A 13,861-nucleotide genomic window follows, 5' to 3' on the forward strand; every position below is an offset into this window, starting at 1 on the left:
AACTTATCCTGCTTATTTTTAGCTGATTATGCTACCCACTCCCAGGCTTGGTTTAATCAACCCGCCATCCGGTGTACCATCGGGTAATACTATGCAAACATACTATTAATGCCCTTATTAACGAGACTATTGCTGCCATGACCTATCGCATAATTGCACTGGATCTAGACGGAACGCTACTGGATCACAAAAAACGTATTCTGCCAGAATCCTTGTCCGCACTGGCGCAAGCCCGTGCTGAAGGCATCAAAGTGGTAGTGGTGACCGGCCGCCATCATGTTGCTATTCACCCGTTTTATCAGGCACTAGAACTTGATACACCTGCAATTTGCTGTAACGGTACCTATATTTATGATTACCATGCCAAAAAGGTATTAGATTCAAACCCCTTACAACCTCAACAAGCGGTTCAGGTATTGCAATTACTGGAGCAAACCGGTATCCACGGGCTAATGTATGTGGACGATGCCATGCTCTATCAGCAAACCAGCGGGCACGTGATCCGATCACTCAGTTGGGCTGAGTCATTACCACCCGCTCAGCGCCCAACGCTACTCCACGTTGATAGCTTGCTTGATGCTGCTCACACTGCCAGTTCTATCTGGAAATTCGCTACGTCACACTCGGATATTGAGCAACTGAGAGCGCTCGCAACCCAGATTGAGAATGACATGGGGTTGGCTTGCGAATGGTCATGGCATGATCAAGTTGATATCGCTCAGGCAGGTAACAGCAAAGGTAAGCGGCTACAGCAATGGGTAGAATCTCAGGGCTTGAGCATGAAAGATGTGGTTGCTTTTGGTGATAACTTTAATGACCTCAGCATGCTGGAAACCGCCGGTTTAGGGGTAGCAATGGGGAACAGCGCCGACGCTATCAAACAACGGGCTGACTTGGTGATTGCCGATAACGAACAGCCTGGGATCGCTGCCGTCATCCGCCAGCATGTACTGGCTTGATAGTGAAAAAACGCCCGACTGACGGGCGTTTTACCGCCGGGTGAACCCAGCGGTTATCACCCTCAATTCTTGCGGTTAAATGAGACACTTTTTATCTGCGCATACACCCACTGACCGGGTCTAAGCGCCAACTCATCACGCGCCCATGGCGTGATCCGCGCCCACAGCCATTGATCACCAACCGCGAGTTTGACATCGACCTGCCCATCTACCTCAAGGCATTCGGCAATTTTTACCGGCAAGATATTACGGATACTGCTGCTTTGCGGCGGCTGTAATACCAACGAAACATCGGCGGCATTAATCCGAATACGCATTGAGCTACCCTCTTGCGCATCGAGCTTACCCACCCACAAGCGCTGATCGCCTAACGCCAGCGCGGTCATGGCATAGCGGTCATGGTGACCAATGACACTGACCCGCAGTATGCTGCTCGGTTCTTCCCGTTGCAGCCACGGGCGCAATGCGCTACTGGCCCACACTTCCTCCAGCCCGCCAACCGCGCGCACTTTGCCGCCATCCATAACCACCACTTGATCTGCCAGCCGTAGGATCTCATCCATGCTGTGACTAACATACAAAATAGGGGTGTTAACATCTTGCGCCAACCGCTCCAGATAAGGCAGCAGTTCACGTTTACGGGGCAAATCCAGAGAGGCCAGTGGTTCATCCATCAACAACAGTTCGGGGGCAGTCAATAATGCGCGACCAATAGCAACACGCTGTTTCTCGCCACCAGAGAGGGTCAGTGGGAAACGACTTAGTAGTGGCTCGATACCCAGCAAACCAACAATCGCATCAAATTGCCCACGCATTGACGGGGCCATGCCGTATTGTAAGTTGCCCCGCACCCGATAATGGGGAAATAAGCGCGCATCCTGAAATACGTAACCAACTTTACGTTTTTCCGGTGGCAGATAGATTTGCTGCTCCACATCCACCAGCACCCGGCCATTTAGCACTACTTTGCCTTGCTGCGGGCGGGTCAGGCCACCGATGACGTTAATTAATGAGGTTTTACCGGCCCCTGACAACCCGAAAATAGCCGTGATACCTTGGGCGGGTAGATTGGTGGAAACACGTAAATCCAAATCACCCAGTTGTTGACTGAAATCCAGCTCTAACATGGTGCCCCCATGCGTTTTTTACCCCAACGGGCCAGCCATTCGGATAACAACAACGCCACCAACGACAGAATAATGGCGATGACACACAAACGCGCAGCAGCCGCTTCTGCCCCAGGGGTTTCAATTAATGTGTACATTGCCAGTGGAATAGTGCGGGTTTCACCGGGAATATTGGAGACGAAAGTGATGGTCGCCCCAAACTCCCCCAGCGAACGGGCAAAAGAGAGCACGGTGCCCGCAATCACCCCCGGTAAAGAAAGGGGTAATGTAATGGTGAAAAACACCCGCCACGGATTGGCTCCTAGCGTGCGGGCCGCCAGTTCCAGACGCGTATCAACCGCTTCCAACGCCAGCCGGATAGCCCTCACCATCAGCGGAAAAGCCACCACCGCCGAGGCCAACGCCGCACCACGCCAACTAAAACTGAAATTAATGCCAAACCAGCTATAGAGCCACTCGCCAATAAAACCGCGCCGCCCCATGCTTATCAACAATAAATAACCAATCACCACTGGCGGCAGCACCAGTGGTAAGTGAATAATACTGTCTAACAACGATTTACCGGGAAAACGGCAGCGCACTAAAATCCACGCCATTAAAATGCCTAACGGCAAACTGCATGCCACCGCAACCGCTGAAACCTTCAGACTAAGAATAATTGCCTGCCACTCATACTCACTCAATATCATTAGCGTGGGGTAAATCCATATTTTTTGAAAATAACCGCCGCAGCTGGGCTTTTCAGGTAATCATAAAAAGCACTCACGGTCGGGTTTTCATGGCCTTTAACAATTGCCATCGGGTATTCAACCGGCTTATGACTTGCTTCCGGGAATATCCCCACAACCTTAACTTTGTTACTGGCTATCGCATCTGAACCATAGACAATACCCAGCGGCGCTTCTGCCCGTTCGACCAGTGCCATTGCACTGCGCACGTTATTGGCCCGCGCCATTTCAGGAGCTAAAGTTGACCAGGCACCTAAATTCTCCAGTGACTCTTTGGCATAAATCCCAGCAGGAACATGATCAGGATCGCCCACGGCCAAACGGCCACCATCCAATAACGTCTTCCAGTCGGTTTTTTTATCGATTTCGACTTTATCTATTTTACTGTCTTGTGGAGCAATTAATACCAGTTCATTACCTAATAAGGTGTAGCGAGTATTGACAACAATTTGCTGTTTATCAATAGCATAATCCATCCATTGCTGATCGGCAGAAATAAACATATCAGCCGGTGCACCCTGATCAATCTGGCGGGCCAACGTTGAAGATGAAGCATACGACGCCACGACATCAACCTGCTTCTCTTTTTTATACTGTGCGGCAATATCTTGTAATGCATTGGTCAGTGAAGCCGCAGCAAACACTGTAATGTTGCCCGCCGCTAACGTGGTGCCGGAAAATGCTGCCAGCAGTGCCGCACTCGCTATCCAAATCTTGGCTTTACCGTATTGATTCTTCATGTTGTTCTCCGCATTAATGAAATCGTTATATACGAAGGAATATAACGTAACATTATAAGCAGGTCATGCAGTTTATCGGCAAGATGCGAGGTATCTTGAGCTAAGGCAATAAGTGGCGGGGAATAGAGGGATAAAAACGAAAATGCCCAGCGTTAGTACGCCGGGCATTCTGAAATCAGATTAAGAACGTTCTTTAGTGTGGCCGGTCTTAGAGATGACGTTGAACACCTCTCCCAGTCCATAGATCAGACCCAAAATCACTGCCATCACCACCGGTACCATGACCACGGCAAAGGCCAGACTTTTCAATAAATCCAACATATCAGCCTCTCATTACTGCTTATTGAGCGATAACTTACGTTACCACAATAACTAGCATCTATCATTTACTGTAAATTATATCAGCAATGAATGAACCCTGTTATTTTAACTAACAGCAAAAGAATGTAACCTGCCAAACGTGCGATTCAGGTGTATACAAGCACTTAGATAGCAATAATCCTTTCCCGCCGGAGTAAAAAAATCATGCAGGCTGAAATTCTTCTGACCCTAAAACTTCAGCAGCGGCTGTTTGCCGATCCCCGGCGCATTGCATTACTGAAACAAATACGGCATACCGGTTCCATCAGTCAGGGCGCAAAACTGGCCGGAATTAGCTATAAAAGTGCCTGGGATGCGATCAACGAAATGAATACCTTAGCCGAAGAAGTCTTGGTTGAGCGAGCAACTGGCGGTAAAGGTGGCGGTGGCGCACACTTGACCCGTTACGGCGAGCGTTTAATTCAACTTTATGATTTGCTCGCCAAGATTCAGCAAAAGGCATTTGACACGCTGAAGGATGACTCGCTGCCGCTCGATAGTTTGCTGGCTGCCATCTCGCGTTTTTCTTTGCAAACCAGCGCCCGTAATCAATTTTTCGGCACGCTGATTGAGCGGGACCATCAACAGGTTCAGCAGCATGTCAATATTCTGTTGTCAGATGGTAAAACACGTCTATCTGCGGCATTGACCCAACAGAGTGCTGATCGCTTACAACTTTCGGCTGGCAAAGAAGTACTGGCGCTGATCAAAGCCCCTTGGGTAAAACTGGTTACTGATCAGGCACTGGCGGGGGCTGCTGATAACTCTCTGCCCGGCACTGTAGCCAGTATTGAACCCGGCAACGATCATAGTGAAGTTATCGTGACCTTGACCGGAGGAGCCAGCTTGTGTTCGACACAAAACAACAGCGAATTACATAAATTGAATTTACATGTTGGCAGCCATGTCATTGCCCAATTCAATGCAGATCGGGTCATTATCGCGACACTTTGCTAAATAATTCCGCTTAGTTATTAAGGGCTATCAGGGTATTTGCTGTTGACATTTTGCCCCTTTCCGCTTATCCCTAACACTCTTATTGTGTTGCGAAATATGGAAAGAATGATGTCTGAGTTGCAAATATCGCAAGGTTGTTTTCGCCTGAGTGACACCCGGACACTCATTCTGCCTGAATTGCATGTTCAATCGGGTGATAGCTGGGCCTTTGTCGGTGCCAATGGCAGTGGGAAATCCGCATTGGCAAAGGCATTAGCAGGGGAATTAATTCTGTTGAGTGGTAGCCGTCAGAGCCATTTTCGCCACAGTGTGCGTTTGTCGTTCGAGCAACTTCAGCAGTTAGTCAGCGAAGAGTGGCAGCGCAATAACACTGATTTACTCAGCGCAGATGAAGACGATACCGGGCGCACTACCGCAGAGATCATTCAAGAAGAGTACGTTGATCCGCAACGTTGCCAGCAGTTGGCAGAGCAATTTGGTATCAGCCAGTTACTCTCACGTCGCTTTAAATATCTTTCTACCGGTGAGACCCGCAAAACACTGCTGTGCCAAGCGCTGATGCCACAACCGGATCTGTTGATTCTGGATGAACCCTTTGATGGTCTGGACGTCGCTGCCCGTGCGCAGTTGGCTGGCATGTTATCGACCCTTTCAGCACAGGGGGTCACGCTGGTGCTGGTGCTAAATCGTTTTGATGATATCCCTGATTTTGTGCAATACGTCGGCGTACTGGCGGATTGCCAATTAACCCATACTGGCCCCCGCCAACAGATTCTTTCCGAGGCATTGATTGCCCAACTGGCGCACAGTGAAAACCTTGATGGTATGTTGTTGCCAGAGACAGAACACCCGCAGCAGCAGACTACTTTAGCACCAGATAAGCCACTAATTATCTTGCGTAATGGCGTGGTTGAATACAATGACCGCCCTATTCTTCATAACCTGAGTTGGCAGGTTAATCCCGCTGAACACTGGCAGATTATCGGCCAGAACGGTGCCGGGAAGTCAACCTTACTCAGCCTGATTACTGGCGACCATCCGCAAGGATACAGTAATGATTTGACGCTGTTTGGCCGCCGCCGTGGTAGTGGTGAAACCATCTGGGATATCAAACGCCATATTGGTTATGTCAGCAGTAGTTTGCATCTGGATTACCGCGTCAGCACCAATCTGCGCACTGTGATTCTCTCCGGTTTTTTCGATTCAATCGGTATTTATCAGGCGGTGTCTGATCGCCAACAACAACTAGCCGATCAATGGTTAGATTTACTCGGTTTTTCCGCCACGACGGCCAGCCAGCCCTTTCACAGTCTCTCCTGGGGACAACAACGATTGGCATTGATCGCCCGAGCGCTGGTTAAGCACCCTGCACTGTTGATTCTTGATGAACCATTGCAGGGGTTAGACCCACTTAACCGCCTGTTAGTTAGGCGTTTTATTGATGTGATGATCAGTGAGGGTGACACGCAACTGTTGTTCGTTTCTCACCATGCTGAAGATGCACCACAATGCATTACCCACCGTCTGACCTTTGTTCCTGATGGCGATATCTATCACTACAAACAAGAAAAGCTAGCAGACTAAGGTGTTTCTGACTTTTCGTTGAGGATAATGAGAGATATTCTCAACGCAAGCGGCGTTTATTGGCGGGGGCTTATGCTATCATTCTTACCACCAGCGCCGATCAACGCTGGTGATAAAATTAACATATTCAATCACCATCAGGATTTATACCCGATAGATTTCAAGGTGCAGGCTAGCCGCAAGAAACAAACCACTCATAAGCCGATTTGAACTGCATGCCAGTCCGCAGGCTGCGCCGCAAAAAGGCCGTAGCCATAATAAGCCGAGTGATTCAAGCGGCCAACACACCTGTAATTTGAAAGATAACGGGCATAACAATAAAGGGATATTTATGTGGGGCATACTTGCTGCTTCGTTACTTTTCTTATCAATTAACTGGGTGCTTTCCCTGTTTCTCTTGCTGTCGTCACTGTCAATTGCCCTGTATCACGGTGTTTTGACTCTGCCATCAGCCGCATTCTTGCTCTTAACCCTGATGGTCACACTGCTGTTGCAGAAATATCGGCGACGAAAATGGCCGGCTACCGCGCTGGAATTGCTGCTGGTAATGGCAGCAATCGCACTGTTTCTGCATCTGGTACCCGGTTTTAATAACCTAAACGTATTGAAGAACGTGAAAACAGGGCCACTCAGCGCCCCCTTCAGTATGTATTATAATCTCGATAAAGCATTGATACCCTTCATTTTACTGGCTTGTCTACCAACCTTATTTGTCACTAAAAAGCACCCATCAGTGAGTCGCTTAGCCTGGCTCGGCCTAATTGTCAGTATCCCCGCATTGCTGCTGCTGGCTGTTGCCTTAGGTGGCCTGAAAATTGAAATGCACACCCCGGCATGGATGGGTTCCTTTGTTGTCGCTAATGTATTTTTTGTTTGTTTGGCAGAAGAAGCGCTATTTCGTGGCTATTTACAACAGCGGTTAAGCCAGTGGTTGGGTAACTATCCTGCTCTGCTACTCACCGCGCTGTTATTTGGCGCAGCGCATATTGCAGGTGGCCCGCTATTGATGGTGTTCGCGGCATTGGCGGGGGTGATTTACGGCCTGGCATGGCTGTGGAGTGGCCGCTTATGGGTGGCGGTAGGCTTTCACTTCGCGCTCAATTTGATGCACTTATTGTTCTTCACCTATCCACTTTATTTACCATACTAATCTTTATTTACGGTGTTATCTGCCGGCCTGGGGCTGCCTTTCTTCACTGAAAGTGGGTCGGTATACATGAGGCAGGACATTCCTGCTGAATTAATGGATGAGAACGCTACCACTTCAGTTATCTATGCAGTGACCATAATTTATCGCTTGTTTTGCCTATCCTCGTTCATTCCCCTGTCTTTATACTTCTACAGGGATTAAACTGAGGAAAAATTAAATGTAAACGATTCCATTATTGAGCGCAGATCACCTTTTCTCACATAATGGCATGCTATCTTTCTTAGACCAAAGTCATTCGAGGAGTCTTATATGTACGTTCTGGTAACAGGTGGTAGCGGTTACATCGGTAGCCATACCTGTGTGCAATTAATTGAAGCTGGCTACAAACCGGTCATCCTCGATAACCTTTGCAACAGCAAATCCAGCGTATTAGCCCGGATACATGGCCTTACCGGCTATACACCTAAGCTTTATCAGGGTGACATCCGTGACCGCGCCTTACTCGATCAAATATTTGCTGAGCATTCTATCCATGCGGTCATTCACTTTGCTGGTTTGAAAGCCGTGGGTGAGTCGGTCAGTAAGCCACTGGAATATTATAATAATAATGTCTTCGGCACCTTAGTATTGCTGGAAGCCATGCGTGCTGCACAGGTCAAAAACTTTATCTTCAGTTCTTCTGCCACGGTCTATGGCGATCAGCCACAAATTCCGTATGTGGAGAGCTTCCCGACCGGCATGCCATCCAGCCCGTATGGCCGCAGCAAGTTAATGGTTGAGCAAATTTTGCAAGATGTGCAACTGGCTGATCCACAATGGAATATGACCATTCTGCGCTATTTTAATCCCGTTGGTGCACATCCGTCAGGCTCCATGGGTGAAGACCCACAGGGCATCCCGAATAACCTGATGCCATTTATTGCACAAGTTGCCGTGGGTCGTCGTGAGTCGCTGGCCATATTCGGTAATGACTATCCGACACCGGATGGCACCGGAGTACGTGATTATATTCACGTAGTCGATTTAGCGGATGGTCATGTGGCAGCGATGAAAAAGCTACACAATCAGCCCGGCGTGCATATTTTTAATCTCGGTGCTGGCGTGGGTAGCAGTGTTTTGCAAGTTGTCGAGGCATTCAGCAAGGCGTGTGGCAAGCCGCTGGCCTACCATTTTGCCCCGCGCCGCGAAGGTGACTTACCAGCTTACTGGGCAGATCCGACCAAAGCTGCCGAGCAACTGGGTTGGCGGGTGCGCCGCTCACTTGATGAAATGGCGGCAGATACCTGGCATTGGCAATCCAATAATCCTCAGGGCTATCCCGATTAAGGTGCTGTTATGACTGATTTTAACCCTGTGGATCATCCACATCGTAGATACAACCCATTAAGTGATCAGTGGGTGTTGGTCTCGCCTCATCGGGCTAAACGCCCATGGCAAGGCCAGCAAGAAGCCCCTGCGACGGAGAATTTGCCCGCGCACGATCCTGATTGCTTCTTGTGCCCTGGTAATACCCGGGTGACCGGCGATGTCAATCCTGACTATCCGTCAACCTATGTGTTTACCAATGATTTTGCCGCGCTGATGCCTGATACACCTGATGCGCCGCACAGTGATGATCCTTTGATGCGGAGCCAAAGTGCGCGCGGCACCAGCAGGGTTATTTGCTTCTCACCAGACCACAGTAAGACGCTGCCACAACTCTCTTTGCCCGCGTTGGAAGAGGTTATCCAGACCTGGCAACAACAGAGTGCTGAGTTGGGTCAAACCTACCCTTGGGTACAGGTATTTGAAAATAAAGGCGCGGCGATGGGGTGCTCTAATCCGCATCCCCATGGACAAATCTGGGCCAATAGTTTTTTGCCGAATGAAGCTGCACGGGAAGACAGCCTGCAACAGCACTATTTTCAGCAAAATCAGTCCGTCATGCTGGTCGATTATGCTGAACGTGAGCGTCGTGACGGCAGCAGGACGGTGGTTGAAACCGAGCACTGGCTGGCGGTAGTGCCCTATTGGGCAGCATGGCCGTTTGAAATATTATTACTGCCAAAAGCCCATGTACTGCGATTAGAAGACCTCTCCGTGGAACAGCGCAGTTGCCTCGCCATTGCCCTGAAGAAGCTGACCAGCCGCTACGACAACTTGTTCTCGTGCTCTTTTCCCTATTCGATGGGGTGGCATGGCGCACCGTATAACGCAGGCGACAACACACACTGGCAATTGCATGCTCATTTTTATCCGCCGTTGCTGCGCTCGGCGTCGGTACGTAAATTTATGGTGGGTTATGAGATGTTGGCTGAAACCCAGCGCGACCTTACAGCAGAACAGGCGGCTGAACACCTGCGGGCAGTAAGTGATGTTCATTATCGAGAAGCCGGAGTCAAATAATGAGTTTAAAACAGCATACCCAGGCTATTTTCCGCCAACAGTTTAATCAAGAACCTGACATCACTATCAAAGCACCGGGTCGCGTTAATCTTATTGGTGAACACACCGATTACAACGACGGTTTCGTGCTGCCCTGCGCCATTGATTATGAAACGGTTATCAGTTGTGGCAAACGTGATGACCGCCAGATTCGTGTTATTGCTGCTGATTATGAAAATCAGCAGGATATATTCTCTCTGGATGCGCCAATCGTCCCACATGCCGAATACCGCTGGGCGGATTACGTGCGCGGCGTCGTGAAACACTTGCAACTGCGCCATGCCGATTTTGGTGGTGCAGATCTGGTGATAAGTGGCAATGTGCCACAAGGTGCGGGCCTCAGCTCTTCAGCCTCACTTGAGGTCGCCGTCGGGCAAGCACTACAGTCTCTTTATCAATTGCCCCTTAGCGGTGTCGATCTGGCGCTAAATGGGCAAGAGGCAGAGAACCAGTTTGTTGGCTGTAACTGCGGCATTATGGATCAGCTCATTTCAGCGCTGGGTAAACAAGATCATGCGCTACTGATCGATTGCCGTACCCTTGAAACCCGTGCCGTGGCAATGCCGGCAAACGTTGCAGTCGTCATTATTAATTCCAATGTGAAACGGGGCCTGGTTGATAGCGAATACAACACCCGCCGCCAGCAATGTGAAACTGCCGCCCGTTTCTTTGGTGTTAAAGCCTTGCGTGATGTGGATCCAACGCTGTTCTTCTCTATTCAAGATGAACTGGATCCTGTCGTCGCTAAACGCGCCCGCCATGTGATTACCGAAAACGAACGCACGCTAGCAGCCGCAGATGCCCTGGCCTCCGGTGATTTGAAATTGATGGGGCAATTGATGCAGGAGTCTCATATTTCTATGCGTGATGACTTCGAGATCACAGTTCCGCCGATCGATAGCTTGGTGGATATTGTGAAATCCGTTATTGGGGAGCAAGGTGGTGTTCGTATGACTGGCGGGGGGTTCGGTGGCTGTATTGTCGCACTGATGCCAACGTCGCTGGTCGAGCAAGTTCGTGCAGCCGTAGCTCAGGAATATCCAGCTCACAGCGGCGGTAGGATCGAAACCTTCTACGTATGTCAGGCTTCACAAGGAGCGGGTTTATGCTGAAAAACGACGCTGCATCACCAAGCAGTGTTGACCAGTTAGCACCAGATGGTCAACCCTTTGAATTGACCGAATTGCATAATAAAGCCGGTATGAGTGTGACGCTGATGGACTGGGGCGCAACCTGGTTGTCTGCGGTGCTACCGCTCAACGATGGCGAAAAACGCGAGTTACTGCTGGGGTGCCAGACTCCCGCAGATTACCTGCACCAAGCCGCTTACCTTGGTGCTACCGTTGGCCGCTATGCTAACCGCATTGCTAATGCGCAAATCACGGTGGAGGGTAAAACCCTCAATCTGTTACCTAATCAAGGCCCTAACCAACTGCATGGTGGCCCGGAAGGTTTCCATGCTCGCCGCTGGCAAAAGATTAAGCAGGATGAACGGCAGGTCACTTATCAACTGCACTCACCTAATGGTGATCAGGGTTTCCCCGGAAACCTGACCGCCGAAGTGCAATATCTGTTGACGGAAGATAACCGATTGGAAATTCACTATCAGGCTCAGGTTGATAAAACCTGCCCAGTGAACCTGACTAATCATGCTTACTTTAATCTTGATGGTGAAGGGCTGGACGTGCGGACACATCGATTGCAGTTATTTGCGGATCGTTATTTACCGGTCGACAGTGAGGGGATCCCAAGCGGCGAGCTGGCTAATGTTGAGAAAACCGGCATGGATTTCCGTCAACCGAAAACGCTGGCACGCGACTTCCTGCAAGACCGCTGCCAACAGCGGGTTAAAGGCTATGATCATGCTTATCTACTCCATCGGACTTGCGGTGCGACGGAAAGCCCGGCGGCTCATTTGTGGTCATCTGATAACCGTGTACAAATGAGTGTTTATACCACCGCACCGGCGTTGCAGTTGTATAGCGGCAACTTCCTTGGCGGAACACCGGCGCGCAAAGGGGGCACTTATGCCAGCTACACCGGTGTAGCACTGGAAAGTGAATTCTTACCTGATAGCCCTAACCACCCCGAATGGCCGCAACCTGATTGCTGGTTAAAACCGGGCAAAACCTACCGCGCCACCACGGTTTATCACTTTATCGCGCTATAAAGCGATATACCCAACAGATTTCAAGATGCAGAAAGGCGAAATCCCGATGAGCTGACACCGGTCAGTGATTCGGGTGACAAATCGGTCGGAAATCGATTTGAACGCAATTTGAAAGATGACGGGGATAACTACCCATATTCAACACTGCCGACTACGCTTAACAGCATCTATCTGCGGTGATACTGACCTGTTCTCCGCCCTTCCCGACCCTCAACATTATTTAAGGAACGTTTATGCGCCTAACTACCCTATGGTTACTTTGTGCTGGATTACTACTTAGTGTAAATGTAATGGCAGCAGATACGGCGAAAACACCGTCACCCGCTCAGGCCGCACAACAGAAAAAGATGACTGACTGTAATCAGCAAGCGACGACCCAGTCACTGAAAGGTGATGAGCGGAAGACGTTTATGAGCCAGTGCCTGAAAGCACAGATTCATCCCGATGAAAAAACCCTGACGCCGCAACAGCAGAAAATGAAAAGCTGCAATGCCGACGCGGCGACCAAAGCGTTAAAAGGTGATGAGCGTAAAACCTTTATGAGCACCTGCCTGAAGAAAGCCGCCTAATCCCCGCAACCGATGGGGTATTTAATACCCCATCTATTAATTGGTTATATACCCTAAATAATTCGAGTGGCAGGAAGGCGGTAAGCGCGGGAACCCCAATGAGCTTAACTTCCGCTAAAAAATTGGCTATGGTTAAACACAAACCATTGCTGTTGGCGGCAATCCCGCAATATAATGATAATAGTTATCATTGAACATTAATCTATACCCAACGATAATTGGCATAGTCAGACGACGTCTTCAAGTCCTACGGGTGTAGAGATTGAGTTTCACATTAAAGGAGTTAACGCTATGGCAGTAACTAAGCTGGTTCTGGTACGACACGGCGAAAGTCAGTGGAACAATGAAAACCGTTTCACCGGTTGGTATGATGTTGATTTATCAGAGAAAGGCCGTGGAGAAGCAAAAGCGGCGGGCAAGCTGTTAAAAGACGAAGGCTTCGCGTTTGATTTCGCTTATACCTCGGTACTGAAACGCGCTATCCACACCTTGTGGAGTGTGCTGGATGAACTGGATCAAGCCTGGCTGCCAACAGAAAAAACCTGGAAACTGAATGAGCGTCATTACGGCGCACTGCAAGGTCTGGATAAATCAGAAACTGCGGCCAAGTATGGCGACGAGCAAGTTAAATTGTGGCGTCGTGGTTTTGCTATCACCCCACCTGCGCTGGAAAAAAGCGATGAGCGCTTCCCCGGCAATGACCCACGTTACGCAAAACTTACCGATGCAGAACTGCCAACCACAGAAAGCCTGGCGCTGACCATTGAGCGTGTCATTCCTTACTGGAATGAAGTGATCAAACCACGCATTGTCAGTGGTGAGCGTGTCATTATCGCCGCCCACGGTAACTCTCTGCGAGCATTGGTAAAATATCTGGATGACCTGAGCGAAGATGAAATTCTTGAGCTGAACATCCCAACAGCCGTACCTTTGGTATATGAGTTTGATGAAAACTTCAAACCAATCAAACGCTACTATCTGGGTAACGCTGATGAAATCGCGGCTAAAGCCGCTGCGGTTGCCAACCAAGGCAAAGCGAAGTAATCATCCCTGATTAACACCATTAAAAAACCCCCGTACATGGTCAATGCCG

Annotated in this window: 14 protein-coding genes; 10 read left to right on the forward strand and 4 right to left on the reverse strand. The window is 49.5% G+C overall.

All coding sequences use genetic code 11. The features are described from left to right. The first annotated feature begins 137 nt into the window (after positions 1-137). Positions 138-959 (forward strand): pyridoxal phosphatase, encoded by an 822-nt coding sequence (locus A6J67_RS18595; RefSeq protein ID WP_005189049.1) that lies wholly within the window; start codon positions 138-140, stop codon positions 957-959. A 62-nt stretch (positions 960-1,021) separates the two neighbouring features. On the opposite strand, the gene modC is transcribed toward A6J67_RS18595, so the two are convergent. The 4 genes from modC to A6J67_RS18615 all read right to left on the reverse strand — a co-directional run bounded on the left by modC (position 1,022) and on the right by A6J67_RS18615 (position 3,875). After that, positions 1,022-2,086, reverse strand: a complete 1,065-nt coding sequence (gene modC / locus A6J67_RS18600; protein WP_032907072.1) for a molybdenum ABC transporter ATP-binding protein ModC — start codon at positions 2,084-2,086, stop codon at positions 1,022-1,024. Next, positions 2,080-2,775 carry a molybdate ABC transporter permease subunit gene (gene modB, locus A6J67_RS18605; protein WP_032907071.1) on the reverse strand — a complete coding sequence of 232 codons (696 nt, stop codon included), beginning with the start codon at positions 2,773-2,775 and terminating at the stop codon, positions 2,080-2,082. The genes modC and modB overlap by 7 nt, the downstream gene beginning before the upstream one ends. Continuing rightward, positions 2,775-3,554 (reverse strand): molybdate ABC transporter substrate-binding protein, encoded by a 780-nt coding sequence (gene modA, locus A6J67_RS18610; RefSeq protein ID WP_050088212.1) that lies wholly within the window; start codon positions 3,552-3,554, stop codon positions 2,775-2,777. The genes modB and modA overlap by 1 nt, the downstream gene beginning before the upstream one ends. Positions 3,555-3,734: 180 nt before the next feature. Beyond that, positions 3,735-3,875, reverse strand: coding sequence for an AcrZ family multidrug efflux pump-associated protein (locus A6J67_RS18615; RefSeq protein WP_005189041.1), 141 nt, complete (start codon positions 3,873-3,875; stop codon positions 3,735-3,737). Between the two features lie 204 nt (positions 3,876-4,079). On the opposite strand from A6J67_RS18615, the gene modE reads away from it, so the two are divergent. From modE to gpmA, 9 genes are all read left to right on the forward strand, one after another. After that, complete coding sequence (modE, locus tag A6J67_RS18620; protein ID WP_005189038.1) at positions 4,080-4,871, forward strand: molybdenum-dependent transcriptional regulator; 792 nt, start codon at positions 4,080-4,082, stop codon at positions 4,869-4,871. Between the two features lie 108 nt (positions 4,872-4,979). Continuing rightward, positions 4,980-6,455: a molybdate ABC transporter ATP-binding protein ModF gene (modF, locus tag A6J67_RS18625; protein WP_032907070.1), complete on the forward strand. Its 1,476-nt coding sequence runs from the start codon at positions 4,980-4,982 to the stop codon at positions 6,453-6,455. Positions 6,456-6,786: 331 nt separating this feature from the next. Further along, on the forward strand, positions 6,787-7,605 hold the full coding sequence (locus A6J67_RS18635; protein WP_032907068.1) for a CPBP family intramembrane glutamic endopeptidase: 819 nt from the start codon (positions 6,787-6,789) through the stop codon (positions 7,603-7,605). 309 nt (positions 7,606-7,914) lie between these two features. Then, positions 7,915-8,931: a UDP-glucose 4-epimerase GalE gene (galE, locus tag A6J67_RS18640; protein ID WP_042569411.1), complete on the forward strand. Its 1,017-nt coding sequence runs from the start codon at positions 7,915-7,917 to the stop codon at positions 8,929-8,931. 9 nt (positions 8,932-8,940) lie between these two features. Then, positions 8,941-9,990, forward strand: coding sequence for a galactose-1-phosphate uridylyltransferase (galT, locus tag A6J67_RS18645; RefSeq protein WP_032907067.1), 1,050 nt, complete (start codon positions 8,941-8,943; stop codon positions 9,988-9,990). After that, positions 9,990-11,141, forward strand: coding sequence for a galactokinase (gene galK / locus A6J67_RS18650; RefSeq protein ID WP_005189023.1), 1,152 nt, complete (start codon positions 9,990-9,992; stop codon positions 11,139-11,141). Before galT ends, galK begins: the two co-directional genes overlap by 1 nt. Further along, a complete protein-coding gene (galM, locus tag A6J67_RS18655; protein WP_050288811.1) occupies positions 11,135-12,199 on the forward strand; it encodes a galactose-1-epimerase in 1,065 nt (354 codons plus the stop codon). The genes galK and galM overlap by 7 nt, the downstream gene beginning before the upstream one ends. A 233-nt stretch (positions 12,200-12,432) precedes the next feature. Next, entirely contained in the window at positions 12,433-12,768 is a 336-nt protein-coding gene (locus A6J67_RS18660; protein ID WP_050074655.1) for a PsiF family protein, read from the forward strand. Positions 12,769-13,059: 291 nt separating this feature from the next. After that, entirely contained in the window at positions 13,060-13,812 is a 753-nt protein-coding gene (gene gpmA / locus A6J67_RS18665; protein WP_005189004.1) for a 2,3-diphosphoglycerate-dependent phosphoglycerate mutase, read from the forward strand. Positions 13,813-13,861: the final 49 nt, after the last annotated feature.

The organism is Yersinia sp. FDAARGOS_228, from assembly GCF_002073315.2.
Lineage (GTDB): Bacteria > Pseudomonadota > Gammaproteobacteria > Enterobacterales > Enterobacteriaceae > Yersinia > Yersinia intermedia.

Coding starts and splice junctions, on each gene's coding strand:
- A6J67_RS18595 (WP_005189049.1), top strand. CDS start 138: ATGACCTATCGCATAATTGCACTGGATCTAGACGGAACGCTACTGGAT.
- modC (WP_032907072.1), bottom strand. CDS start 2,086: ATGTTAGAGCTGGATTTCAGTCAACAACTGGGTGATTTGGATTTACGT.
- modB (WP_032907071.1), bottom strand. CDS start 2,775: ATGATATTGAGTGAGTATGAGTGGCAGGCAATTATTCTTAGTCTGAAG.
- modA (WP_050088212.1), bottom strand. CDS start 3,554: ATGAAGAATCAATACGGTAAAGCCAAGATTTGGATAGCGAGTGCGGCA.
- A6J67_RS18615 (WP_005189041.1), bottom strand. CDS start 3,875: ATGTTGGATTTATTGAAAAGTCTGGCCTTTGCCGTGGTCATGGTACCG.
- modE (WP_005189038.1), top strand. CDS start 4,080: ATGCAGGCTGAAATTCTTCTGACCCTAAAACTTCAGCAGCGGCTGTTT.
- modF (WP_032907070.1), top strand. CDS start 4,980: ATGTCTGAGTTGCAAATATCGCAAGGTTGTTTTCGCCTGAGTGACACC.
- A6J67_RS18635 (WP_032907068.1), top strand. CDS start 6,787: ATGTGGGGCATACTTGCTGCTTCGTTACTTTTCTTATCAATTAACTGG.
- galE (WP_042569411.1), top strand. CDS start 7,915: ATGTACGTTCTGGTAACAGGTGGTAGCGGTTACATCGGTAGCCATACC.
- galT (WP_032907067.1), top strand. CDS start 8,941: ATGACTGATTTTAACCCTGTGGATCATCCACATCGTAGATACAACCCA.
- galK (WP_005189023.1), top strand. CDS start 9,990: ATGAGTTTAAAACAGCATACCCAGGCTATTTTCCGCCAACAGTTTAAT.
- galM (WP_050288811.1), top strand. CDS start 11,135: ATGCTGAAAAACGACGCTGCATCACCAAGCAGTGTTGACCAGTTAGCA.
- A6J67_RS18660 (WP_050074655.1), top strand. CDS start 12,433: ATGCGCCTAACTACCCTATGGTTACTTTGTGCTGGATTACTACTTAGT.
- gpmA (WP_005189004.1), top strand. CDS start 13,060: ATGGCAGTAACTAAGCTGGTTCTGGTACGACACGGCGAAAGTCAGTGG.